Source organism: Bradyrhizobium sp. CCGUVB14 (genome assembly GCF_024199935.1).
Taxonomy (GTDB): Bacteria; Pseudomonadota; Alphaproteobacteria; order Rhizobiales; family Xanthobacteraceae; genus Bradyrhizobium.
This window is the reverse complement of the sequence record NZ_JANADS010000001.1, coordinates 383815-406669: the sequence shown is the minus strand read 5'-3', so window position 1 is coordinate 406669 and position 22855 is coordinate 383815. Positions and strand designations below refer to the sequence as shown.

The window sequence follows — 22855 nt, the reverse complement described above, 5'->3', positions numbered from 1 at the left end:
CGTGCCCACCATCTTTTCCGATTATGCGCAGGTGGTGGGCACGCTTCGCTTTGCCCACCCTACGAGACCTGTGGCGGGGTTACGCCGCCTTCTTCTTCGCGCTGATCAGCTTGCGGTTGATCAGGACTTCCGCGATCTGGATCGCGTTGAGCGCGGCACCCTTGCGCAGATTGTCGGACACGCACCAGAGCACGAGACCGTTCTCCACCGTGGCGTCCTCGCGGATGCGGCTGATGTAGGTCGCGTCCTCGCCGGCCGCTTCGTACGGCGTGGCGTAGCCGCCCGGTTCCTGCTTGTCGATGACGAGACAGCCCGGCGCCGTGCGCAGGATGCTGCGCGCTTCGTCCGCGCTGATCGGATTCTCGAACTCGATGTTGACGGCCTCGGAGTGGCCGACGAACACCGGCACGCGCACGCAGGTCGCGGAGAGCTTGATCTTGGGATCAAGAATCTTCTTGGTCTCCGCCATCATCTTCCACTCTTCCTTGGTGTAGCCGTCCTCCATGAAGACGTCGATGTGGGGGATGACGTTGAAGGCGATGCGCTTGGGGAATTTCTTACTGACCAGTTCCTGGTTGGTGTAGACGGACTTGGTCTGCGCGAACAACTCGTCCATGCCGTCCTTGCCGGCGCCCGACACCGATTGATAGGTCGAGACCACGACGCGCTTGATGGTGGCCTTGTCGTGCAGTGGCTTCAGCGCGACCACGAGCTGCGCGGTCGAGCAGTTCGGGTTGGCGATGATGTTCTTCATCTTGAAGCCGGCGGTCGCATCCGCATTCACTTCCGGCACGATCAAAGGCACGTCCGGATCCATGCGCCAGGCCGAGGAATTGTCGATCACGACCGCGCCGGCGGCGCCGATCTTCGGCGACCATTCCTTCGACACCTCGCCGCCCGCCGACATCAGGCAGATGTCGACGTCGGAGAAATCGTAATGCTCGAGCGCCTTGCACTTCAGGGTGCGGTCGCCATAGGAGACCTCGACACCGACGCTGCGGCGTGACGCCAGGGCCACGACCTCGTCCGCGGGGAATTTGCGCTCATCCAGAATGTTGAGCATTTCCCGTCCGACATTGCCGGTCGCGCCGACGACTGCGACTTTGTAACCCATCGTTCACTCTCCGATGAAAAAGCCCGTTCCTGAAGCTGACGCTTAAACAGGAAGAGCAGCGCTTCTATGCGAGAACCGGCCTCAAGACAACGTTGGACCATGCCTGAAGGCCGTGGATGCAATCGCCTGAGGCCAGCACGGCCGCAACGCCCACCCAGATCCATCTGGCGCTTGCCAATTTCGCCGACGAGGTCGTCGGCACGCTGGCACGCCTGTTCGCCTATGTGGGGGCGCTGGCGCTGTTTGCCATCCTCGCGCTTGCCGGGCTCGGTCAGCTGCCTGACCTGCGCGACGACGAGCCCGCGGAGAAGCCAGGCTGGGCCGAGGCCTCCCGCTCGCACCCGGCCTTTGCTCTCAGCCGGCTCGATTCATCAGAGAAAACAGCCTCTTACACCATTTTCAGGCACCCCGAGGGGGGCCGGCGCGACGTCATGCGATGGACCGGCGAGGCCGACAAGCCTGTGGCCGAGCTCGAGATCTACCGGGAAGGCAGCGAATTCGACGTGACGCGGCCGGCGGCCGCGGGCCTCGCCGTCCAGATGGGACTGGGTGCGGCCACCGCGCTCGAGCAGGCCGGCCTGATCGATACCAAATTCGGCCCCGTCGCCTTGTTCCGGCCGACCGGCACAGCGGACGGGACGCCGGCCTGCCTCGGCTACCTCAAGCGCAACGAGGAGCCGGGCTTGCAGATCTCCGGCTTCTCCTGCCAGGGCGACACGATGCCGGCCCGCCGCGCGGCGATCGCCTGCACCCTGAACCGGCTGACGCTGCTCACCTCCGGCAACGAGCCGAAGCTCGCGGAATTGTTCGCCCATGCGGAGCTGAAGCGGCGCTCCTGCGATCCCGCCGGCTCCGCCGACTGGCTGCTGGGCGCGGCGAATGCGCAATTGCGCGGCGCGCTTTGATCCTCATCAAGCTCAAGTCACTGGTACGCATGCAACTTTTGCCGGCGCGCACGATTATTCCGGCGCGGTGTGACTGAATTGACCTAGTTGCGGCCACCCCGGCCGGGCTAGTATGGGGTGAAATCGACTGGCGGCTTGCCGCCTGAAGGGGACGTGATGAGCTCGAATTTCTTTGCCGCGAACAAACTGGCGACGTTGCTTGCGGCAGGCGCCGCGATTGCCGTGGCCTTCGCGACACCGGCTGCGGCCGACACCAAGACCAAGCAGCGCTATGACGATCGCGGCCGGCCGATCTACGGCCCGAGCGGCCCCAATGCGGTCTACCAGCAGGGTCGCACCCGTATCTACGTGAGCAAGCGCTCCTGGCTCGACGGCGGCACCGAGGTCAATCCGGGCGACCGCAAGTTCAGCGACTACGCCTTCCCGCCGGCGGTGGGCTATCCGTCGTTCGCCCGCGAGAACAACAACCGTCCGATCGATCGCCAGCCGCTGCCGACGCCGTCCGATCTCGGCGGCTATCCGCAGAATTTCCCGCTGTACTGAGCGGATCGATTTTTCGAATCAGAAAGGCCGGGCTCGCGCCCGGCCTTTTTGTTTTGGGAGATTACGAATTAGCCGCCGGATCGTATCGCCGGCAAAACTCCTCGATCGCCTCCGAACGGAAATCGGCGAGGCGCTCGAAGATGAGCTGATCCGGCCAATCCCACCAGGCGATGCGGCGCAGGCTGGCCGCGACGGCATCGTCAAACCGCTTGCGGATGGCGCGCGCGGGAACGCCGCCGACGATCGTATAGGGCGCGACATCGCGGCTGACGACCGCACCGGCGCCGATCACCGCACCGTCGCCGACCGTGACGCCCGGCAGCAGGATCGCGGCATGGCCGATCCAGACATCGTTGCCGACGATGACGCGATCGCCGCGCCGGTCCGCGAAGAAGTCGCGGTCGCGGCTCGCGCTCGCCTCGTAATATTCCGGGACATAAGTGAAGCGATGCTGCGACGGCCGGCCCATCGGATGATTGGGCGCGCCGATGCGCACCGAGTTCGCGATCGCGGTGAACTTGCCGATCACGGCGTCGGCGACATCGCAGTATTCACCGAGATAGGAGTAGTCGCCGAGCGTCGCGTATTCGATGCGCGTGTGGCTCAGGATCTCGCAGCGACGCCCGATCTGCGCCTCGCGCTGGCGCACGGTGTCATGGATGATGGTTTCCGCGATCTTGGGGCGGGAAGAGGCGTCCATGAGCCAGGCTCCGAGAGCAGGTGCCGTAGGGTGGGCAAAGGCGCAACGCGCCGTGCCCACCATCTCTCTACAATAGCAACGAAGTCGTGGGCACGCTTCCGCTTTGCCCACCCTACGAGAGCTGCGTTCGCCGCTTACGCGTGCAGCTTCTGCAGTTCCTTCAGGATCGCTTCGCCCATCTGCGTGGTCGAGGCAGCGGTCGTCCCTTCCGACTTGATGTCGGCGGTGCGCAGGCCGCTCGCCAGCACGGCGGCGATCGCGGCGTCGACCTTGTCGGCGAGCGCGCCCATGTCGAAGGAATAGCGCAGCGCCATGCCGAACGACGAGATCATCGCGATCGGATTGGCGAGACCCTTGCCCGCGATATCGGGCGCCGAACCGTGCACGGGCTCGTACAGCGCCTTGCGCTTCTTGCTCTTGACGTCGACTTCGCCGAGCGAGGCCGACGGCAGCATGCCGAGCGAACCGGTCAGCATCGCCGCGATGTCGGACAGCATGTCGCCGAACAGATTGTCGGTGACGATGACGTCGAACTGCTTCGGCCACTTCACCAGCATCATGCCGCCGGAATCGGCGAGCTGATGCTCGAGCGTGACATCGGGATATTCGCGCTTGTGGACCGCGGTCATGACCTCGTTCCAGAGCACGCCCGACTTCATGACGTTGCGCTTCTCCATCGACGTCACCTTGTTCTTGCGCTTCTTGGCAAGCTCGAAGGCGACGCGGCCGATGCGCTCGATCTCATAGGTGTCGTAGACCTGGGTATCGACGGCGCGCTTCTGGCCGTTGCCGAGATCGGTGATGGTCTTGGGCTCGCCGAAATAGACGCCGCCGGTCAGCTCGCGCACGATGACGATGTCGAGACCCTCGACCGCCTCGCGCTTCAGGCTCGAAGCGTCGGCCAGCGCCGGATAGCAGACGGCGGGGCGGAGGTTGGCGAACAAAGCGAGATCCTTGCGCAGGCGCAGCAGGCCGGCTTCCGGGCGCACCTCGTAAGGCACGGCGTCCCACTTCGGGCCGCCGACCGCGCCGAAGATGATGGCGTCGGCGGCGAGCGCCTTGACCATGTCGCCCTCGGAGATCGACACCTTGTGGGCGTCATAGGCCGAGCCGCCGACGAGGCCCGTATCGGTCTCGAATTTGGCGATCCCGGCCGAATTGAGCCAATCGATCAGCCGCTTCACCTCGCCCATCACCTCGGGGCCGATACCGTCGCCGGGGAGCAGCAGCAATTTGTGGGTCGCCATGGTCGTTCTTCCTCCGTTTCGTCATGGCCGGGCTTGTCCCGGCCATCCACGTCTTGCCTCAACAGCGCCGAAGACGTGGATGCCCGGCACAAGGCCGGGCATGACGGCATCTCGTGAATTTCGGCCGGAGTGCTAGAGCGGCGTTGCGCGCTTGGCAAGACACCATTGCCGCCGCGCGGCTGTGCAAGCCGGGCAGGGCCTGCCACACTGAGGGTCGCCGGAGTACCCCTTGCTCGCCCCTGATCGACCCCCGCCCGTCGCACATCCCGCGCGGCTAATCCTGACCCTGTCGCTGGCCGCGACCGTCGGGCTCGGCATCGGCCGTTTTGCCTATGCGCTGGTGCTGCCCGACATGCGGGAGGACCTCGGCTGGTCCTACTCGGCGGCGGGTTTCATGAACACCATCAACGCCGTCGGCTACCTCGTGGGCGCGCTGGTGGCATCCCGGCTGATCCAGCGCGTCGGCTGGGCGGCGGCGATCCGCGGTGGAACCGTGGCCTGCGTCGCCGCGCTTGCGACCTGCGCGCTGACGGGCAATTTCATCGCGCTGAGCCTGGCGCGCCTCGTGCTGGGCCTGGGGGCCGCGGCCGGCTTCGTCGCCGGCGGCGCGTTGGCCGCAACCATCGCGCAGTCGCGCCCGGAGCGGGCCAATTTCCTGCTGAGCCTGTTCTATGCCGGCCCCGGCATCGGCATCCTTTCCTCCGGGCTGATCGCGCCGTTCACGCTGCAATATTTCGGGCCGGGCTCGTGGTGGATGGTGTGGTGGGCGCTGACGCTGCTCTCGACCATCATGACCGTGCCGCTGTTCCTGGTCCGAATCGAGAGCGGCGCGCGTTTTTCGGAAGATGGTCACGGCTCATTCCGGATCCTTCCCGCATTGATCTATCTCGCCGCCTACTTACTGTTTGGCGCGGGCTACATCGCCTACATGACCTTCATGATCGCCTATGTGCGCGACGGCGGCGGCGGCGCGGCGGCGCAAGCCGGCTTCTGGGGCCTGATCGGCATGAGTGCGTTCGTGACGCCCTGGGTCTGGCGCGGCGTGCTCGCGCTCGACCGCGGCGGGCTCGCCACCGCGATCATTCTCGGCACCAACGCGATCGGCGCCGGCCTGCCGATGCTCGGACATTCGACCGCGTGGCTCGCGACCTCGGCGGTGGTGTTCGGCGTCGCCTTCTTCGCCGTGGTCGGCTCGACCACCGCCTTCGTGCGCTTCAACTATCCGAGCGAGGTATGGCCGCGCGCGATCGCGGCGATGACGATCTCGTTCGGCGTCGGCCAGACGCTCGGTCCGATCGTGGTCGGCGCCATCACGGATGCGCTGGGGAGCCTGAGTTACGCGCTGAACGTCTCGGCGGCGCTGCTGGCGTTGGGGGCGGTGCTATCGTTGCTGCAGAGGAAGGTGGGGCCGAGGAACTCGGCACCGTAGGGTGGGCAAAGGCGCGTAGCGCCGTGCCCACCATCTCTCTCGATCACGAAAAATGCGTGGGCACGCTTCCGCCGTCGCTCTTCGAGCTATGGCGGACAAGTCGCTTTGCCCACCCTACGAGATCTACAGCTCGACTTGGAAGACTGCCCATATTGCCAGTTGGACGAGGAAGCCGAGCGAGAACAGGCCGAGGAAGCCGGCGCACATCCATAGCCCCGTGCCGCGCCTCGTCCGCCACAGGTAGTAAGGCAAATAAGGCACCCAAAACACAAGCAGGAGAAAGCCGTCATCGAAGGATCGTCCGACTTGCGGATGATCCTTTCGATCAGCCAAGATCCACATGACAAGCAAGATTCCCGCAACATAGCCGGCGAGAAGGCTGCTGACGGGCTTGTCATACATGCCGCGCAGAAAGAACAGCCCGTCGACCAGCGCAGACATCGCCGAAACGCAGATCAGCGACGCTATCAGCCATGTCTTGATGGTCATTCCGCTCGCTGGATTCGAACTCATGCGGCCGGCAAAATAGGGTCGCCGCAGCGATGATGTCCAGAGTTGTGGGGCGACCTCAGCTCCCGCTGTACGAATTGTACCCCTGGTCTTCCCAATAGCCGCCCTTGTAGTCGTTGGTGATTTCCATCGAGACGACGTATTTCGGGTTCTTGAAGCCGAGCTTTGTCGGCACGCGGATCTTCATCGGGAAGCCATAGGCGCGCGGCAGGGTCTCGCCCGCGTATTTGAACGTCATCTGCGTCTGCGGATGCAGCGCGGTGCGCATGTCCAGCGGCGAATTGTAGCCGTCCTTGTCGGCGCACTGGAACCAGACGTATTTCGCGCGGGTGTCGGCGCCGATCAGTTTCAGGAAATCGCGCAAGGGCGTACCGGTCCAGCTGCCGATCGCGCTCCAGCCTTCGACGCAGATGTGGCGGGTGATCTGGGTGAACTGCGGCAGCTTGGTGAGCTCGGGCAGCGTCCACGACTTCTTGTTGTCGACGAGGCCGCGCACCTCGAGCTTCCAGTCATCGGCCTCGATCTCCGGCGCATCGTCGAGATCGTAATAGGCGTTGAACGGGAACGGCTTTGTAATCGCGCTCTCCGGAAACGTCGGCGCTAGCGCGTCGGGATTGAAGATGAAATCCTGCACGGCGTCGTTGAATTTCGAGATCTTCGCCAGCATCGTGTCTGCCGAGGACGAGTCGATCACGTCGCAGCCGGTGAGCAGCGTCAGCGCGCCGAGGCTGGCGCCGCCGGCGATGAAACGGCGGCGGGTGACGTCCGGCATGGTCTTGAGGGAGTCCTTGATCAAGAGCCGCTTGTCGACGCCGGGGATCAGGAAGGGACGCTTGGCCATATCGATTCTCACATCTTTTGTTTGAGCATGATCTTGCCGGAAAACCGCTTCACACTTTTCCGGATCATGCTCTAGCGACCGATGATCATCGCGCGCAGGCTCTTCGGCACCAGCAGCGCAAGCAGCACGTGAATGACGAGGAAGGCGCAGATCGCGGCCATGCAGAAGAAATGGACGTAGCGCGCGGTCGGGTAATCGCCGAACAGCGTCACCAGCCAGTGCAATTGCACCGGCTTCCACATCGACAGGCCCGACAGCACGATCAGCACACCGACGACGATGATGCCGGCATAGAGCGCGCGCTGCACGTAGTTGTAGACGCTGAGATCGTCATGGCTGAGCTTGAAGGTCAGCGCCGCCCTGACGTCGTGGAGCACGCCCGCCGGCGTGATCGGCAGGAGTTTCTTGCGGAAACGGCCGGAGACGAAACCGGTCACGAGATAGGCGAGGCCGTTCACCATCAGCAGCCACATCGCCGCGAAATGCCAGAGAAGACCACCACCGAGCCAGCCGCCCAGCGTGTACTCGCGCGGGAAGCTGAAGCCGAACAGCGGCGAGGCGTTGTAGATCTGCCAGCCCGACAGGATCATCAGGATCATGGCGACCGCATTGGTCCAGTGCATCACGCGGACCCAGACCGGCTGAATCGCCTTGGCCGGCTTGGCGCCGATGTGCTCGTCCGTGACTGTAAGGCTCGACATGATGGTTCCGTCCTGAACGTCGTGTGTCAGCGATTATACGCCGCTCCGCCCGCCTTCGTTACGCCGGGCCGGGACACGAATCGCCGGCCATGGCGGTCACAATAAAGCGAGCCGGGTCTCCCCGGCTCGCTGTTTCGCCGCATCCTGCGGGGGATGAAACAGGGGTGCGCGGTGTTACGTTGCCGGCATCAGCACGGTGTCGACCACATGGATCACGCCGTTGGACTGGTTGACGTTGGAGATCGTCACCATCGAGGTTCCGCCCTTGGCGTCGACGATCCAGACCTTGCCGTCCTGCTTCTTGACGGTCAGCTCCTCGCCCTCGACGGTCTTGAGCTTCTTGCCGTCGGTCAGGTCGGAGGCCTCGAGCTTGCCGGCCACGACATGGTAGGTGAGGATCTTGGTCAGCGTCGCCTTGTTCTCAGGCTTGACCAGGGTGTCGACGGTGCCGGCCGGCAGCTTGCCGAAGGCGGCGTTGGTCGGCGCGAACACCGTGAACGGGCCCTTGCCTTCCAGCGTCGGCACCAGGCCGGCCGCCTTCACCGCCGCGACAAGCGTGGTGTGATCCTTCGAGTTGACGGCGTTCTGGACGATGTTCTTCGACGGGAACATCGCGGCGCCGCCGACCATGACGGTCTTTTCCTCGGCGCGAGCGGGTGCGATGACGGTCGCGGTGATGGCCAGCGCGCTGAAGGCAGCAGCGGTGAGATAGGCAATGCGCTTCGACATGGAGAAACTCCCGATTGGATTGTGACCGGCAATTCGCCGGCGTTTGCGTTGGGGCAACAACGGCGACTGCGACCGTTTGACGTGAAGCAGCAGCGCGTCGTTGGCCGAACTACGGGACGGTTTGCGAAGGGGTTTCGAGGAATAATTTATTGTGATGCGTGAAACTATGGGGCGGTGTGACCGTGTGGTGGGTGCGCCGTCATTGCGAAGAGCGAAGTGACACACTCCGCTGTCGTCCCGGACAAGCGCAGCGCAGATCCGGGACCCATAACCACAGGGAGTGGTTTGGCGAAGACTCGGAGTTACCTTCTCGCGCCGCAACTTCTCCCTGTGGTTATGGGTCCCGGGTTCGCGACTACGTCGCGCCCCGGGACGACGGGCGGAGATTGTGGCGCACGCCTCCGCACTAATCCCTGTTGTTCGGCGTCTGAATGAACCCGCGATTGTGCGTCGGGCTGATCAGGAGTTCGTTGATGCAGACGCGTGGCGGCATGCTGGCGATGAACGCGATGGTGCGTCCCAAATCTTCCGACTGCAGCATCTTCGCCTGCTCTTCCTCGCTCGGCACCACCGGGCGGAGCTTCAGGATCGGTGTCGCCACCTCGCCCGGCATCAGGCAGCAGGCGCGCAAGCCGTTGACGCACTCGTCCATGTTGAAGGAATGGGTCAGCGCCAGCACCGCATGTTTGGTCGTGGTGTAAGCGGGCCCCGGCATCTTGGAGACGTGGCGACCGGCCCAGGACGAGACGTTGATGATCGAGCCGTCCTGCTGCTTGCGCATCGTCGGCAGCACCGCGCGCATGCAATAGAGCACGCCATTGAGATTGACCTGGACCAGCCTGTCCCAGCCCTCCAGTTCCATGTCCTTCCAGTTGCGCTTGGGGACGTTGATGCCGGCATTGTTCACCAGCAGGTCGATGCGGCCGTGCTTGGCGACGATGTGATCGGCCGCCGTCTGGGCTTCGGTGGCGTTCGACACGTCCAGCGCCAGCGCCTCGGCGGTCCCGCCGGCCTTGGCGATCTTCGCAACCACGGTATCCAGGGCTGACTGCCGCCGGCCGGAGACCACGACGATCCAGCCGTCGGCCGCAAGCGCCTCGGCGCCGGCCTCCCCGATCCCGCTGCCGCCGCCGGTGACCCAGGCTACGCGTTTCCCATTTTTGGTCATGCAAACTGTCTCCGTTGCTTCATTGGGGCGGTTTTTGCTAATCCAGCCCTCGGTTTTGACCGGCCTTGTTTGCCTTGCGGTCGAGGAAATCTTGCATGAACCAAGCAGCCAACGCCAATCTGTTTTCCCGCCTGTTCGACGGCCTCGACGACCCCAAGCGCCTCGCGATCGAAACGCAGGACGGCGCCCATATCAGCTATGGCGATCTGATCGCGCGGGCCGGGCAAATGGCGAACGTGCTGGCCGCGCGCGGCGTGAAGCCCGGCGACCGCGTCGCGGTGCAGGTCGAGAAATCGGTCGCCAATATCGTGCTGTATCTCGGCACCGTGCGGGCCGGCGCGGTCTATCTGCCGCTCAACACCGCCTATACGCTGAACGAGCTCGATTACTTCATCGGCGACGCCGAGCCGTCGCTGGTGGTCTGCGATCCCTCCAAGGCCGAGGGGCTCGCGCCGATCGCTGCCAAGGTGAAGGCCAAGGTCGAGACGCTCGGGCCTGACGGCAAGGGTTCGCTGACGGACGCCGCCGATAAGGCGAGCAGCGAGTTTGCGACCGTCTCGCGGGCCAACGACGACCTCGCCGCGATCCTCTACACGTCGGGCACGACCGGCCGCTCCAAGGGCGCGATGCTCAGTCACGACAATCTCGCGTCGAACTCACTGTCGCTGGTCGATTACTGGCGCTTCACCGACAAGGACGTGCTGATCCACGCCCTGCCGATCTACCACACGCATGGCCTGTTCGTGGCGACCAACGTGACGCTGTTCGCCCGCGCCTCGATGATCTTCCTGCCAAAGCTCGATCCGGACCTCATCATCAAGCTGATGGCGCGCGCCACGGTGCTGATGGGCGTGCCGACGTTCTACACGCGCCTGCTGCAAAATCCCGCGCTGTCGCGCGAGACGACGAAGCACATGCGGCTGTTCATCTCGGGCTCCGCACCGCTGCTGGCAGAGACCCATCGCGAATGGTTGGCGCGCACGGGCCACGCCGTGCTCGAACGCTACGGCATGACCGAGACCAACATGAACACGTCGAACCCCTATGACGGCGAGCGCGTGCCCGGCGCGGTCGGCTTTCCGCTCCCCGGCGTCTCCGTGCGCGTCACCGAACCCGAGACCGGCAAGGAATTGCCGCGCGATGAGATCGGCATGATCGAGGTCAAGGGCCCGAACGTCTTCAAAGGCTATTGGCGCATGCCGGAGAAGACCAAGTCGGAATTCCGGCCCGACGGCTTCTTCATCACCGGCGATCTCGGCAAGATCGACGAGAAGGGCTACGTCCACATCCTCGGCCGCGGCAAGGATCTCGTGATCTCCGGCGGCTTCAACGTCTACCCCAAGGAAATCGAGAGCGAGATCGACGCCATGCCCGGCGTGGTGGAGTCCGCCGTGATCGGCGTGCCCCATGCCGATTTCGGCGAGGGCGTCACGGCCGTGCTGGTCTGCAACAAGGGCGCCGATGTCACCGAGGCCGCAGTGCTGAAAGCGCTCGACGGGCGCCTGGCAAAATTCAAGATGCCCAAACGCGTCTTCGTCGTCGACGAACTGCCGCGCAACACCATGGGCAAGGTGCAGAAGAACGTGTTGCGCGATACGTACAAGGATATTTACGCGAAGAAGTGAGGAGACGGCTCGTCGCGGGTTTTGCGACGAGGACCATCCGCACAACGCGCTGTCATGCCCCGGCTTGACCGGGGCATCCAGTACGCCGCGGCCTCTCGGCTCAGTCACCGCTGTCTCTGGAATACTGGATCGCCCGATCAAGTCGGGCGATGACAGCGGAACGCTTGGTGAGCGCGGGTCACCCCGATCACTGCCCGCCCACAAGACTCATCACAAACCGGCTGCCCACGATAAACAGATAGCATCCGAACGCGACCTCCAGCGTCCGCTTCGACATTGCATGTGCGGCCTTCACACCGAGCGGCGCCGTCACGAGGCTCATCGGCATCACCAGCACGGCGCCGATCAGCGAGACGTAACCGAGCGCGAACGGAATTTGCAGCGCTGCGACGCTGGGATACGTCGCCGCGGCCGGCCAGCCGGCATAGACGTAGCCGAGCGCGCCGGGGATCGAGATCAGCACCGCCAGCGCCGAGGAGGTCGCGACCGCCTGATGGATCGGCCGGCCGTAGAAGGTCATCAGCAGGTTCGAGAACAGGCCGCCGCCGATGCCCATCAGCGTCGACAAAATGCCGACGCAGAATCCGTAGACGCGCATCAATGGACCCTTCGGCAGATCGTCGCCGAGCTTCCAGCCTTCACGCGCGAAGATCAGGCGGACCGCCGCCGAATAGGCGACGCAGACGAAGACGATCTTGAACAGCCGCTCCGGGGCGTAGCGCGCGACCACGCTGCCGGCGACGACACCGATCAGGATCGGCAGCCACCACACGCGCAGGATCGACATGTCGACGGCGCCGCGCTTGTGATGCGCCTGGAACGAACGGATCGACGTCGGGATGATGACCGCAAGCGATGTGCCGACGCAAAGCGGCATGCGCACGTCCAGCGGCACGCCGGCAATGCGAAAGCATTCGTAAAACACCGGCACCAGAATCGCGCCGCCGCCGATGCCGAACACACCGGCCAGAAACCCGGAGAGCGCGCCGACTGCGATCAGCAGCAGCGCGAGCTCCACGAGTTCACGAAGATCAAGACCTGCAATCACCCGGACCTGCCCCGACAACCGGCCGCAACTTCTCCGATTCGTCCGTTCGGAATGAGCTGCGCATGAAGCTGTAGGCGATCCGATCTGCGCGGTCGACCCGACGCGCCTTCCGGCTGGGGTGGAATGCAAGGTGCGCATATCCGCCGCCGGACGGAAAATCGATGCGCAGGACGGAAATCGCGGATGGTCCGTCGGTGAACCGCGTTGCTTCAGGGCGCATGAACTGACTGGTTCGAACCGTGGCGGGCGCGCGGTGGCTTAGAGCCGTTCCAATAGTAATTTCAATGGGCCTCGCCCGCCGCCATAAAGAGTGAATTAATGTTCGATTGTTGGTCGGTGCACCATCGATCTGGTATACCAAGGCCCTGATTGGCTTGTTGCATCAACGCCGTAAGGCTGAACACCGATTCGATTTATGGCGATTTGGTGATTGCGCCAGCCAAATCGACTCCGTAAATAGAGCCGACCTTTCGCGATCCCCGCGCGCCCCCTGCTGGGCCGCCATAAACATCAAAAGCCCATGACCGCACGGATCGAACGACCGCTTTCACCACACATGCAAGTCTACCGCTGGACGTTGACGATGGCGCTGTCCATCGTCCACCGCGCCACCGGTATCGCCCTCTACGTCGGAACCCTGCTGCTGGCCTGGTGGCTGATCGCTGCAGCGTCCGGCCCGGCCGCCTATGCCCACGTCCAGGCCTTCACCGGCAGCATCATCGGCCGGCTGATCATGTTCGGCTACACTTGGGCGCTGATGCACCATATGTTGAGCGGTATCCGGCACTTCGTGTGGGACCTTGGCTACGGCTTCAAGGCCAATGAGCGCGAAGCGCTGACCTGGGGCGCCCTGATCGGCGGCATCGCCCTGACGGTGCTGATCTGGATCATTGCCTACGCGACCGGAGGTGGACGATGAGCACGGCTGATACGCCGAAGCGCAGCATGCGCACCCCGCTCGGCCGCGTCCGCAACCTCGGCGCCGCGCATTCCGGCACGTCCGATTTCTGGCGCCAGCGCCTGACGGCGGTGGCGATGGTGCTGCTGATGCTCCCCGTGATCGTCGTCATCATGATGCTGCTCGGCCGCAACCAGGCCTATGCCAAGCAGATCCTGGGCTCGCTGCCGATCGCCATCATCATGGTGCTCTTCATCATCGCCAGCGCCTGGCACATGAAGATCGGCATGCAGGTCGTGATCGAGGACTACGTCCACAACGAGAAGCTCAAGCTCGCGACGATCATGCTCAACAATTTCTTCTCGATCGCGGTCGCGCTCGCGTCGATCTACGCGATTCTCCAACTGTCATCCGGAGTGTAACCCATGGCCAACGCGACGAATGGCAAGGGCAACGGCGCTCCCGCCACCAACGGCAAAGCCTATCCGATCGAGGACCACACCTATGACGTCGTCGTGGTCGGCGCCGGCGGCGCGGGCCTGCGCGCCACGGTCGGCTGCAGCGAAGCCGGCCTGAAGACGGCCTGCATCACCAAGGTGTTTCCGACCCGCTCGCACACAGTCGCGGCGCAGGGCGGCATCTCGGCCTCGCTCGGCAACATGCACAAGGACGACTGGCGCTGGCACATGTACGACACCGTGAAGGGGTCGGACTGGCTCGGCGACCAGGACGCGATCGAATACATGGTGCGCAACGCACCCGACGCGGTCTACGAGCTCGAACATTGGGGCGTGCCGTTCTCGCGCACCGAGGACGGCAAGATCTACCAGCGCCCGTTCGGCGGCATGACCACCGAGTTCGGCAAGAGCCAGGCGCAGCGCACCTGCGCCGCCGCCGACCGCACCGGTCACGCCATGCTGCACACGATGTATGGCCAGTCGCTGCGTCACGCGGCCGAGTTCTTCATCGAGTTCTTCGCCATCGACCTGATCATGGACGACCAGGGCACCTGCCGCGGCGTCATCGCGCTCAAGCTCGACGACGGCACGCTGCATCGCTTCCGCGCCCAGACCGTGATCCTCGCGACCGGCGGCTACGGCCGAGCCTACGCCTCCTGCACCTCGGCGCACACCTGCACCGGCGACGGCGGCGGCATGGTGCTGCGCGCCGGCCTGCCGATGCAGGACATGGAGTTCGTGCAATTCCACCCGACCGGCATCTACGGCTCGGGCTGCCTCGTCACCGAAGGTGCGCGCGGCGAAGGCGGCTACCTCGTCAATTCCGAGGGCGAGCGTTTCATGGAGCGCTATGCGCCGTCGGCAAAGGACCTGGCGTCACGCGACGTCGTCTCGCGCGCGATGACCATCGAGATCCGCGAAGGCCGCGGCGTCGGCAAGAAGAAGGACCACATCTTCCTTCATCTCGACCATCTCGATCCCGCGGTGCTCGCCGAGCGCCTGCCGGGCATCTCCGAATCCGCAAAAATCTTCGCCAATGTCGACGTGACGCGCGAGCCGATCCCGATCGTGCCGACCGTGCACTACAACATGGGCGGCATTCCGACGAATTATCACGGCGAAGTGCTGACCAAGAAGGACGGCGACGACAACGCCATCATCCCGGGCCTGATGGCGATCGGCGAAGCCGCTTGCGTCTCCGTGCACGGCGCCAACCGCCTCGGCTCGAACTCGCTGATCGATCTCGTCGTGTTCGGCCGCGCCGCGGCGCTCCGTCTCGCCGAGAAGCTGACCCCGAACGCCAAGCAGCCCGAGCTGCCGGCGAACTCGGCCGATCTCGCGCTCGGCCGCCTCGACCATTATCGCTACGCCTCGGGCGGCACGCCGACCGCAAAGCTGCGCGAAGGCATGCAGCATGTGATGCAGAACAACTGCGCCGTGTTCCGCACCGGCGACGTGCTGAGCGAAGGCCAGCACCTGATCGAGAAGGTCCACAGCGGCATCACCGACATCGCCGTGTCCGATCGCTCGCTGGTGTGGAATTCGGACCTGATCGAGACGCTCGAATTCGACAATCTGATTTCGCAGGCGGTGGTGACGATGGACTCGGCCGCCAACCGCACCGAGAGCCGCGGCGCGCATGCGCGCGAGGACTTCTCCGCGCGCGACGACAAGAACTGGATGAAGCACACGCTGGCCTGGCTCGACGACAACGGCAAGGTCAAGATCGAGTACCGCCCGGTTCACGACTACACCATGACCAACGACGTGCAGTACATCCCGCCCAAAGCGCGCGTGTACTGAGCGAACAGCGAAAGCCTTATCAAAATGGTTGAATTCGCACTTCCGAAGAACTCCAAGATCACCGGCGGCAAGACCTGGCCGAAGCCCGCGGGCGCGACCGAGACGCGCGAGTTTCGCGTCTATCGCTGGAATCCGGACGACGGCAAGAATCCGAGCGTCGACACCTATTACGTCGATACCAATGATTGCGGTCCGATGGTGCTGGACGGCCTGATCTGGATCAAGAACCACATCGATCCGTCGCTGACCTTCCGCCGCTCCTGCCGCGAAGGCGTCTGCGGCTCCTGCGCCATGAACATCGACGGCCAGAACACGCTGGCCTGCACCCGCTCGATGCACGACGTGAAGGACGGCGCGGTGAAGATCAACCCGCTGCCGCATCAGCCGGTGGTGAAGGATCTCGTTCCCGACCTCACCAATTTCTACGCCCAGTACGCTTCGATCGAGCCTTGGCTGAAGACGACCTCGCCGACGCCGCAGAAGGAATGGCGCCAGACCCACGAGGATCGCGAGAAGCTCGACGGCCTCTACGAGTGCATCCTCTGTGCCTGCTGCTCGACCTCGTGCCCGAGCTATTGGTGGAACAGCGACCGCTATCTCGGTCCGGCCGCGCTGCTGCAGGCCAACCGCTGGGTGTCCGATTCGCGCGACGAGGCCACCGGCGAGCGGCTCGACAACCTCGAGGACCCGTTCCGGCTCTATCGCTGCCACACCATCATGAACTGCGCCAAGGCCTGCCCGAAGGGCCTCAACCCGGCCGAAGCCATCGCCGAGCTCAAGCTCAAGATGGTCGAGCGCCAGATCTAGGCGCCGCGGACACCGTACCCCCCCCGGCCAGGACGGCCGGGGTATGCTACGACCGGGCCTGCTTCGGGTAAAATTTACCCTATCCCGCGTCGCGGGCGAATCGGCGGACCACAACCTCCGGTTCCGGCCATAAGTCGCTTCCTTCCCGGCGTCAGATTCAAGTAAGCTTCCCGTCGGGGGACCGGGAGCGACCTTGCAGGGCGCACAACGCAATTCGCTGAGACTCTTGCAGTGGATGATGGCCGCATCCCTGGCGCTGCCGATTGCGCTGTTCGCCATCGCCTCCACCATCTCCTACAATTCGACGCGCGACATCGCCGACCGAGAGATCGAGCGTACGCTCGATGTCGCCCATGAGCACGCGCTCAAGGTGTTCGAGACCATCGACCGCAGCCTCGCCGAGATCAACGAGGTCGTGCGCGACCTTCCCGACGACGTCATCCGGTCGCGGGAAGGCGCGCTGCACCGGCGCCTGAAGCAGCTGACCGACGCGCTGCCGCAGCTCAAATCGGCCTGGATCTTCGATGCGAACGGAAAATCGCTGGTCAACAGTCTGGCGTCGCCGGCGCCGGATCAGAGCTTTGCCGACCGCGACTACTTCTATGCCCATGTCGACCAGAGCATCGGCACCTTCATCGGCGCCTCGCTGACGCCGCGGCAGCCCTACCAGGGTGCGCGCTTCTTCGGCGTCAGCCGCCGCCGCGCAACCGACGATGGCAGCTTCACCGGCGTGATCCAGGCGTCCGTGCTGCCGGAATATTTCGAGAGCTTTTACGCCAGGATCGGCACCGATCCCGGCTCCTTCTTCGCGATGGGACGCACCGACGGCGTGCTGCTGGCGCATTTCCCGCGGCTCGACCACCAGATCCAGCTCGACCCGAACGGTCCGGTCGGCCGGAGCATCGCGGCCCATCCCGATCATGGGCTGATGACCATCGCCTGGCCGTCGGACGGGATCGAGCGGCGCATCGGCTACCGGCGCGTCGCCGAATATCCGATCTATGTCAGCGCCGGCCTCGAGACGTCGGCGATCCGCGCGCGCTGGCTCGCCACCATGAGCCAGCATCTGGTGTTCGGCGTGCCCGCGACCGCGCTGCTGTTCATCCTGCTGGCCTTCGCCTTCCGCCGCACCCAGACTCTCCAGACCGAGGCGGCCAGGCGGCGCGAAGCCGAGGACGCACTCAAGCACAGCCAGCGGCTGGAGGCGCTGGGCCAGCTCACCGGCGGCGTCGCGCACGATTTCAACAATCTCCTGACCGTCATCCGCGCGTCCGTCGATCTGTTGAATCGCCCGCAAATCAGCGAGGAACGGCGGCAGCGCTACATCACGGCGATCGCCGAGGCGGTCGCGCGCGCGGCGAAGCTGACCTCGCAGCTCCTGGCCTTCGCGCGACGCCAGACCTTGAAGCCCGAAGTGTTCGACATCGGCGACCGCATGCAGTCGCTGCGCGACATGCTCGCCACGCTGCTCGGACCGGCCATCGAAATCGTCACGCAGCTGCCGATCGAGCCCTGTCTCGTCAATGCCGATGCCGGCCAGTTCGAGACGGCCATGATCAACATGGCGACCAACGCGCGCGACGCCATGCAGGGCAAGGGCCGGATCGTCTTCACGGTGCACGCGGCGACGAATGTTCCGGACACGCTGGCGCACCTCTCGGGAAGTCACGGATTTGTCTGCGTCGCCGTCAGCGATAGCGGCATCGGCATTCCCGCCGCGCAACTGGGCCGCATCTTCGAACCGTTCTTCACCACCAAGCAGGTCGGCCAGGGCACCGGCCTCGGCCTGTCGCAAGTGTTCGGCTTCGCCCGGCAATCCGGCGGCGAGGTGACCGTCATGAGCGAAGTCGGCCAGGGCAGCACCTTCTCGCTCTATCTGCCGCGCGTGCCGGCAACGCTCTTGCCGCGAAGCCAGGCGCCGACTACGGCGCCGGCGGTCGCCGGCAGCGGCATGTCGGTGCTGGTCGTCGAGGACAATATCGAGCTCGGCAATTTCGCCGCCGACGGACTGACCGAGCTCGGCTACAGCATTACGCTGGTCGACAACGCCACCGATGCGCTCACCGAGCTGGTCGGCGCTACCGATCGTTTCGACGTCGTGTTCTCCGACGTCGTCATGCCCGGGATGACCGGGCTCGATCTGGCCCAGGCGATCCGCGATCGCGGCATCGGCGTGCCAATCGTGCTGACCACGGGCTACAGCCACGCTTTGTCCCAGGACGGCGTCGCCGGCTTCGAGCTCGTGCAAAAGCCCTATTCCATCGAGGAGCTGTCGCGGGTCCTGCACCAGGCGGCGCGGCTGAAGCGGGTGCGTGACGGCGCCGCCGAGTGATCGGCCCAGCGGAACTCAACGGAACCGGCTGATTTGTCTGGCGTTATCCGGCCATGCAAAAGCCAGCCGCAAAGCGCGAACAGGGCAGGAAGCCGCCCATCGTCGACATCAAGGGCGAGGACGGCGACGCGATCGCACCGCCGCCGCCCGAAGTGGTCGAACCTGATTCAGACCTCTCACCCGAAGAGATCGAGCAGGCGCGCAAGGATTATCTGCTGACGCGGTTCTGGATCAGCGCGCGCGGCTTCTGGGCACGCAAGGGCGACCGCCTCGCCTGGCCGTTCTCGATCGGCCTCGTCGTGCTGATCGTCCTCACCGTCGGCTTCCAATACGGCATCAATGTCTGGAACCGCGCGATCTTCGACGCCATCGAGAAGCGCGATGCGACCACGGTCTTCCATCTCACCGCGGTGTTCTTCCCGCTCGCGATCGGCAGCATCGTGCTCGGCGTCGCGCAGGTGTTTGCCCGCATGGGCATCCAGCGGCGCTGGCGTGCCTGGCTCACCAACAGCGTGCTGACGCGCTGGCTCACCAACGGGCGCTATTACCAGCTCAACCTCGTCGGCGGCGACCACAAGAATCCGGAATACCGCATCGCCGAGGATTTGCGCGTCGCAACGGACTCGCCGGTCGACTTCCTCGCCGGCGTGACCTCGGCACTGCTATCGGCCGCGACGTTCATCGTCGTGCTCTGGACCATCGGCGGCGCACTCACCGTCACGATTGGCGGATCGTCGATCACCATTCCCGGCTTCCTCGTGATCGCCGCGATGCTCTATGCGGGAATCGCCTCGGGCTCGATCCTGGTGATCGGCCGTCAATTCGTGCAGGTCTCCGAGGACAAGAACCAGGCGGAGGCCGATTTCCGCTACACGCTGACGCGCGTGCGTGAGAACGGCGAGAGCATCGCGCTGCTCGGCGGCGAGGAGGAAGAGCGCGGCGGCATCGACCGCAATTTTACCAGCGTGCTGCGGCAGTGGGCGCGGCTCGCGGGCCAGCACATGCGCACGACGCTGGTGTCGCAGGGTTCGAGCCTCGTTGCGCCCGTGGTCCCGCTTCTGCTCTGCGCGCCGAAATTTCTCGACGGCAGCATGACGCTGGGGCAGGTGATGCAGGCGGCCTCCGCCTTCACCATCGTGCAGAGCGCGTTCGGCTGGCTGGTCGACAATTATCCGCGTCTCGCCGACTGGAACGCCTGCGCCCGCCGCATCGCCTCGCTGATGATGTCGCTCGACGGCCTCGAGCGCGCCGAGCAGGGCGACGGCCTCGGCCGCATCAAGCGCGGCGAGACCAGCAACGAGACGATGCTGGAGCTGAACGATCTCTCCGTCACGCTCGACGACGGCACCGCCGTGGTCGGCGAGACCGAGGTGGCGATCGAGCCCGGCGAGCGGCTTTTGGTCGCCGGCGAATCCGGTACCGGCAAGAGCACGCTGGTGCGCGCCATCGCAGGCCTGTGGCCATGGGGCGACGGCAGCGTCAATTTCCATCCCGACCGGCGGCTGTTCATGCTGCCGCAGCGGCCCTACGTGCCCTCAGGCAGCCTGCGCCGCGCGGTCGCCTATCCCGGCGCCGAGGACGACTGGACCGTCGAGGAGATCGGCGAAGCCCTGCACAAGGTCGGCCTCGACCATCTCAAGGAGAAGATCGAGGAAGAAGGGCCGTGGGACCAGACGCTGTCCGGCGGCGAAAAACAACGCCTCGCCTTCGCGCGGCTGTTGCTGCACAACCCCGACATCGTCGTGCTGGACGAGGCGACCTCCGCGCTCGACGAGAAGAGCCAGGACAAGATGATGAAGATGGTCACCGACGAGCTGCGAGAGGCCACCATCGTCAGCGTCGCGCATCGTGTCGAGCTCGAAGCGTTCCACAGCCGCAAGATCGTGCTGGAGCGCCGCAAGGGCGGCGCCAAGCTCGTCAGCGACATCGACCTGATCCCGCGCAAGGGCAAGCGCAAGCTGCTTGGGCGATTCCTGCGTCAGCGGAAGCCCGCGGCGAAAAAGGTGGCGTGACTTCTCCGTCGTCCCGGACAAGCGCAGCGCAGATCCGGGACCCATGCCCACAGGGAGGAGTTTGGCGAAGACTCGGAGTAGGCATCTCGCGTCACACGCCTCCCTGGGGTTATGGATCCCGGCGTTCGCCGGGATGACACTGAAATTGTAGCTCACCGCAAAACCGGCTATGCATGCGCCGCCTGCAACGAGGATCGCCTGCTTGACGCCCGACAATGCCCTTTCATCCGCGCCATTCGGCGCGTTTGCGCCGAATGCCGCGCAGGCCGCGATCATTCGCCTCACGCAGGGATCGGGGCTGAAGCGCGGCGCGTTCCGGCCATGGATGTCGCGGCTGGTCAATCTGCTCCGCGGCGGCCCGATCGACGTACAATATCAGGGCGCCTCATTCCGTTTCTATCACCAGGGCAGCGCGACCGAACGCGGCGCGTTGTTCAACCCCGACTACAATCTCGACGAGCTCGACTTCCTGCGACAGCACACGCAAGCCGGCGGCACGTTCGTCGATGTCGGCGCCAATGTCGGCACCTTCGCGCTGGTGATGGCGCGGCAGGTCGGCACCAACGGCAAGGTGGTCGCGATCGAGCCGCATCCGCTGACGTTTGGACGGCTCTCGTTCAATCACGCCGCATCGAAGGCGACGCAGGTGCGCCTGGTACAGGCCGCCGCGGGCGATAGCGACGGCGAGCTGATGATCGAGAGCGGCGGCGGCAATCTCGGCGCCACGCACGTCGTCACCGGCCCGGCCAGCACTGATGCGATCAAGGTGCCGTCGCTGCGGCTCACGCGCATTCTGGAAGAGGCCGGCGTTACACAGGTCGATTCGCTCAAGATCGACGTCGAGGGTTTTGAGGACCGCGTGCTGATCGGCTTCTTCCGCGACGCGCCGCAGGCGCTGTGGCCCCGCGCGGTCGTGATCGAGCATCTGTCACAAAACGAGTGGCAACAGGATTGTATCGCCGACATGGTCGCGCGCGGCTTTACGATCGCGCGCAAGACTCGAAGCAATACGTTCCTGTCACGCTGACGACGAACCACGGAGGTTACGATGATCGATCACCTGGGCCTCTCCGTCTCCGACTACGAGGCCGCGAAGGCATTCTACAGCAAGGCACTGGCGCCGCTCGACTACAGCCTGATCATGGAGGTGACGGAGGAGCAGACCGGTCACGCCGCGGCAGCCGGATTCGGCGCCGGCGGCAAGCCCGACTTCTGGATCGGCGGCGAAGGCGCGATGAACAAGCCGGTGCATGTCGCGATCCTCGCGAAGGACCGCGCCACCGTCGATGCGTTCTACAAGGCGGCGATGGCCGCCGGTGGTCGCGACAACGGGCCGCCCGGCCTCCGCCCGCATTATCACGCGAACTACTACGGCGCCTTCGTGCTGGACCCAGACGGCCACAACATTGAGGCGGTCTGTCACGCACCGGAATAGCGCGGTGCGACCAAAGCGCGATGAGACCATCTCATCGCGCTTCAGGTTGTTGTTTGAGCATGATCTTCTCGGAAAACCGCTCAGCACTTTTCCGGATCATGCTCTCGGAACATCGGCGCGGCATCATCGTTGTCGTTCTCCGGACAACTGATCTTTGTGATGCCGATGCCGATTGAACCGCCCGAGATACCGCCATCGACACCCGGCACGCCCAGCGAGCCACCGCCCGGAATTCCGCCGGGCAACCCGCAACCTGAAATCACGCCGCCAGTGCGCGAGCCCGGCGAATCACCGCGGCCCGATGAATTGCCGGGTCGCATGCCCGAAGAGATTCCGTCGCGCGGACCGAGCGGTCCGCTCACGCCGAATCCCGCGACGGATGCCAATTCGTCGCAGCATCACATGCGAGACGCGAGCGATCACATGTGAGGCGATTGCAACATGCGTCTGAATGCGCAATGAACGTTGTCATAGTGACGTGATTTGCGTGCAGAAATAAATCGGGCCGCGACCGCTTCGCCCGCCACAATGCGGCCTAACGCGTAGCCGT

General features: G+C 64.7%; 22 protein-coding genes. 13 read left to right on the top strand and 9 right to left on the bottom strand.

Annotation, left to right across the window (positions count from 1 at the left end):
- Positions 1–79 precede the first annotated feature (79 nt).
- Positions 80–1114 (bottom strand): aspartate-semialdehyde dehydrogenase, encoded by a 1035-nt coding sequence (locus tag NLM32_RS01965; protein ID WP_254127613.1) that lies wholly within the window; start codon positions 1112–1114, stop codon positions 80–82.
- Positions 1115–1230: 116 nt separating this feature from the next.
- On the opposite strand from NLM32_RS01965, the gene NLM32_RS01960 reads away from it, so the two are divergent.
- Positions 1231–2019, top strand: a complete 789-nt coding sequence (locus NLM32_RS01960; protein WP_254127608.1) for a hypothetical protein — start codon at positions 1231–1233, stop codon at positions 2017–2019.
- Positions 2020–2175: 156 nt separating this feature from the next.
- Positions 2176–2562, top strand: a complete 387-nt coding sequence (locus tag NLM32_RS01955; protein WP_254127606.1) for a hypothetical protein — start codon at positions 2176–2178, stop codon at positions 2560–2562.
- Positions 2563–2623: 61 nt separating this feature from the next.
- Here NLM32_RS01955 and NLM32_RS01950 read toward each other — a convergent pair whose 3' ends face one another.
- Together NLM32_RS01950 and leuB are read right to left on the bottom strand one after the other, a co-directional pair.
- Positions 2624–3262, bottom strand: a complete 639-nt coding sequence (locus NLM32_RS01950) for a DapH/DapD/GlmU-related protein (RefSeq protein ID WP_254127604.1) — start codon at positions 3260–3262, stop codon at positions 2624–2626.
- A 134-nt stretch (positions 3263–3396) separates the two neighbouring features.
- Positions 3397–4509, bottom strand: a complete 1113-nt coding sequence (leuB, locus tag NLM32_RS01945; RefSeq protein ID WP_254127602.1) for a 3-isopropylmalate dehydrogenase — start codon at positions 4507–4509, stop codon at positions 3397–3399.
- Between the two features lie 229 nt (positions 4510–4738).
- Between leuB and NLM32_RS01940 the strand changes: the two genes are divergently transcribed.
- On the top strand, positions 4739–5938 hold the full coding sequence (locus NLM32_RS01940) for a YbfB/YjiJ family MFS transporter (protein WP_254127600.1): 1200 nt from the start codon (positions 4739–4741) through the stop codon (positions 5936–5938).
- 123 nt (positions 5939–6061) lie between these two features.
- On the opposite strand, the gene NLM32_RS01935 is transcribed toward NLM32_RS01940, so the two are convergent.
- From NLM32_RS01935 to NLM32_RS01915, 5 genes are all read right to left on the bottom strand, one after another.
- Positions 6062–6427, bottom strand: coding sequence for a hypothetical protein (locus NLM32_RS01935; RefSeq protein ID WP_254127598.1), 366 nt, complete (start codon positions 6425–6427; stop codon positions 6062–6064).
- Positions 6428–6506: 79 nt separating this feature from the next.
- Positions 6507–7289 (bottom strand): molybdopterin-binding protein, encoded by a 783-nt coding sequence (locus NLM32_RS01930; protein WP_254127596.1) that lies wholly within the window; start codon positions 7287–7289, stop codon positions 6507–6509.
- A gap of 71 nt (positions 7290–7360) precedes the next feature.
- The gene (locus NLM32_RS01925) at positions 7361–7990 is read right to left on the bottom strand and encodes a cytochrome b/b6 domain-containing protein (RefSeq protein ID WP_254127594.1); all 630 of its coding nucleotides are present in this window, start codon (positions 7988–7990) and stop codon (positions 7361–7363) included.
- Between the two features lie 174 nt (positions 7991–8164).
- The gene (locus NLM32_RS01920; protein WP_194465444.1) at positions 8165–8719 is read right to left on the bottom strand and encodes a fasciclin domain-containing protein; all 555 of its coding nucleotides are present in this window, start codon (positions 8717–8719) and stop codon (positions 8165–8167) included.
- 406 nt (positions 8720–9125) lie between these two features.
- Positions 9126–9887 carry an SDR family oxidoreductase gene (locus tag NLM32_RS01915; protein WP_254127592.1) on the bottom strand — a complete coding sequence of 254 codons (762 nt, stop codon included), beginning with the start codon at positions 9885–9887 and terminating at the stop codon, positions 9126–9128.
- Positions 9888–9982: 95 nt separating this feature from the next.
- On the opposite strand from NLM32_RS01915, the gene NLM32_RS01910 reads away from it, so the two are divergent.
- Positions 9983–11512 (top strand): malonyl-CoA synthase, encoded by a 1530-nt coding sequence (locus NLM32_RS01910; protein WP_254127590.1) that lies wholly within the window; start codon positions 9983–9985, stop codon positions 11510–11512.
- Between the two features lie 187 nt (positions 11513–11699).
- Here the strand turns inward: NLM32_RS01910 and NLM32_RS01905 are convergent, their stop codons facing one another.
- Positions 11700–12560, bottom strand: coding sequence for a TSUP family transporter (locus tag NLM32_RS01905; protein WP_254127588.1), 861 nt, complete (start codon positions 12558–12560; stop codon positions 11700–11702).
- A 520-nt stretch (positions 12561–13080) separates the two neighbouring features.
- On the opposite strand from NLM32_RS01905, the gene sdhC reads away from it, so the two are divergent.
- From sdhC to NLM32_RS01860, 9 genes are all read left to right on the top strand, one after another.
- Complete coding sequence (gene sdhC / locus NLM32_RS01900; protein WP_254127586.1) at positions 13081–13479, top strand: succinate dehydrogenase, cytochrome b556 subunit; 399 nt, start codon at positions 13081–13083, stop codon at positions 13477–13479.
- Complete coding sequence (gene sdhD, locus NLM32_RS01895) at positions 13476–13880, top strand: succinate dehydrogenase, hydrophobic membrane anchor protein (RefSeq protein ID WP_254127584.1); 405 nt, start codon at positions 13476–13478, stop codon at positions 13878–13880. Before sdhC ends, sdhD begins: the two co-directional genes overlap by 4 nt.
- A 3-nt stretch (positions 13881–13883) precedes the next feature.
- Positions 13884–15719 (top strand): succinate dehydrogenase flavoprotein subunit, encoded by a 1836-nt coding sequence (sdhA, locus tag NLM32_RS01890; RefSeq protein WP_254127582.1) that lies wholly within the window; start codon positions 13884–13886, stop codon positions 15717–15719.
- A 24-nt stretch (positions 15720–15743) separates the two neighbouring features.
- The gene (locus tag NLM32_RS01885) at positions 15744–16526 is read left to right on the top strand and encodes a succinate dehydrogenase iron-sulfur subunit (RefSeq protein WP_254127580.1); all 783 of its coding nucleotides are present in this window, start codon (positions 15744–15746) and stop codon (positions 16524–16526) included.
- A gap of 193 nt (positions 16527–16719) precedes the next feature.
- Positions 16720–18858: an ATP-binding protein gene (locus tag NLM32_RS01880; RefSeq protein WP_254127578.1), complete on the top strand. Its 2139-nt coding sequence runs from the start codon at positions 16720–16722 to the stop codon at positions 18856–18858.
- A gap of 53 nt (positions 18859–18911) precedes the next feature.
- Positions 18912–20870 (top strand): ABC transporter ATP-binding protein/permease, encoded by a 1959-nt coding sequence (locus NLM32_RS01875; protein WP_254127576.1) that lies wholly within the window; start codon positions 18912–18914, stop codon positions 20868–20870.
- 202 nt (positions 20871–21072) lie between these two features.
- The gene (locus tag NLM32_RS01870) at positions 21073–21897 is read left to right on the top strand and encodes an FkbM family methyltransferase (RefSeq protein ID WP_254127574.1); all 825 of its coding nucleotides are present in this window, start codon (positions 21073–21075) and stop codon (positions 21895–21897) included.
- A gap of 21 nt (positions 21898–21918) precedes the next feature.
- Complete coding sequence (locus tag NLM32_RS01865) at positions 21919–22305, top strand: VOC family protein (protein ID WP_234684262.1); 387 nt, start codon at positions 21919–21921, stop codon at positions 22303–22305.
- Positions 22306–22470: 165 nt separating this feature from the next.
- Positions 22471–22734, top strand: coding sequence for a hypothetical protein (locus NLM32_RS01860; protein ID WP_254135183.1), 264 nt, complete (start codon positions 22471–22473; stop codon positions 22732–22734).
- The last annotated feature ends 121 nt before the right edge of the window (positions 22735–22855 follow it).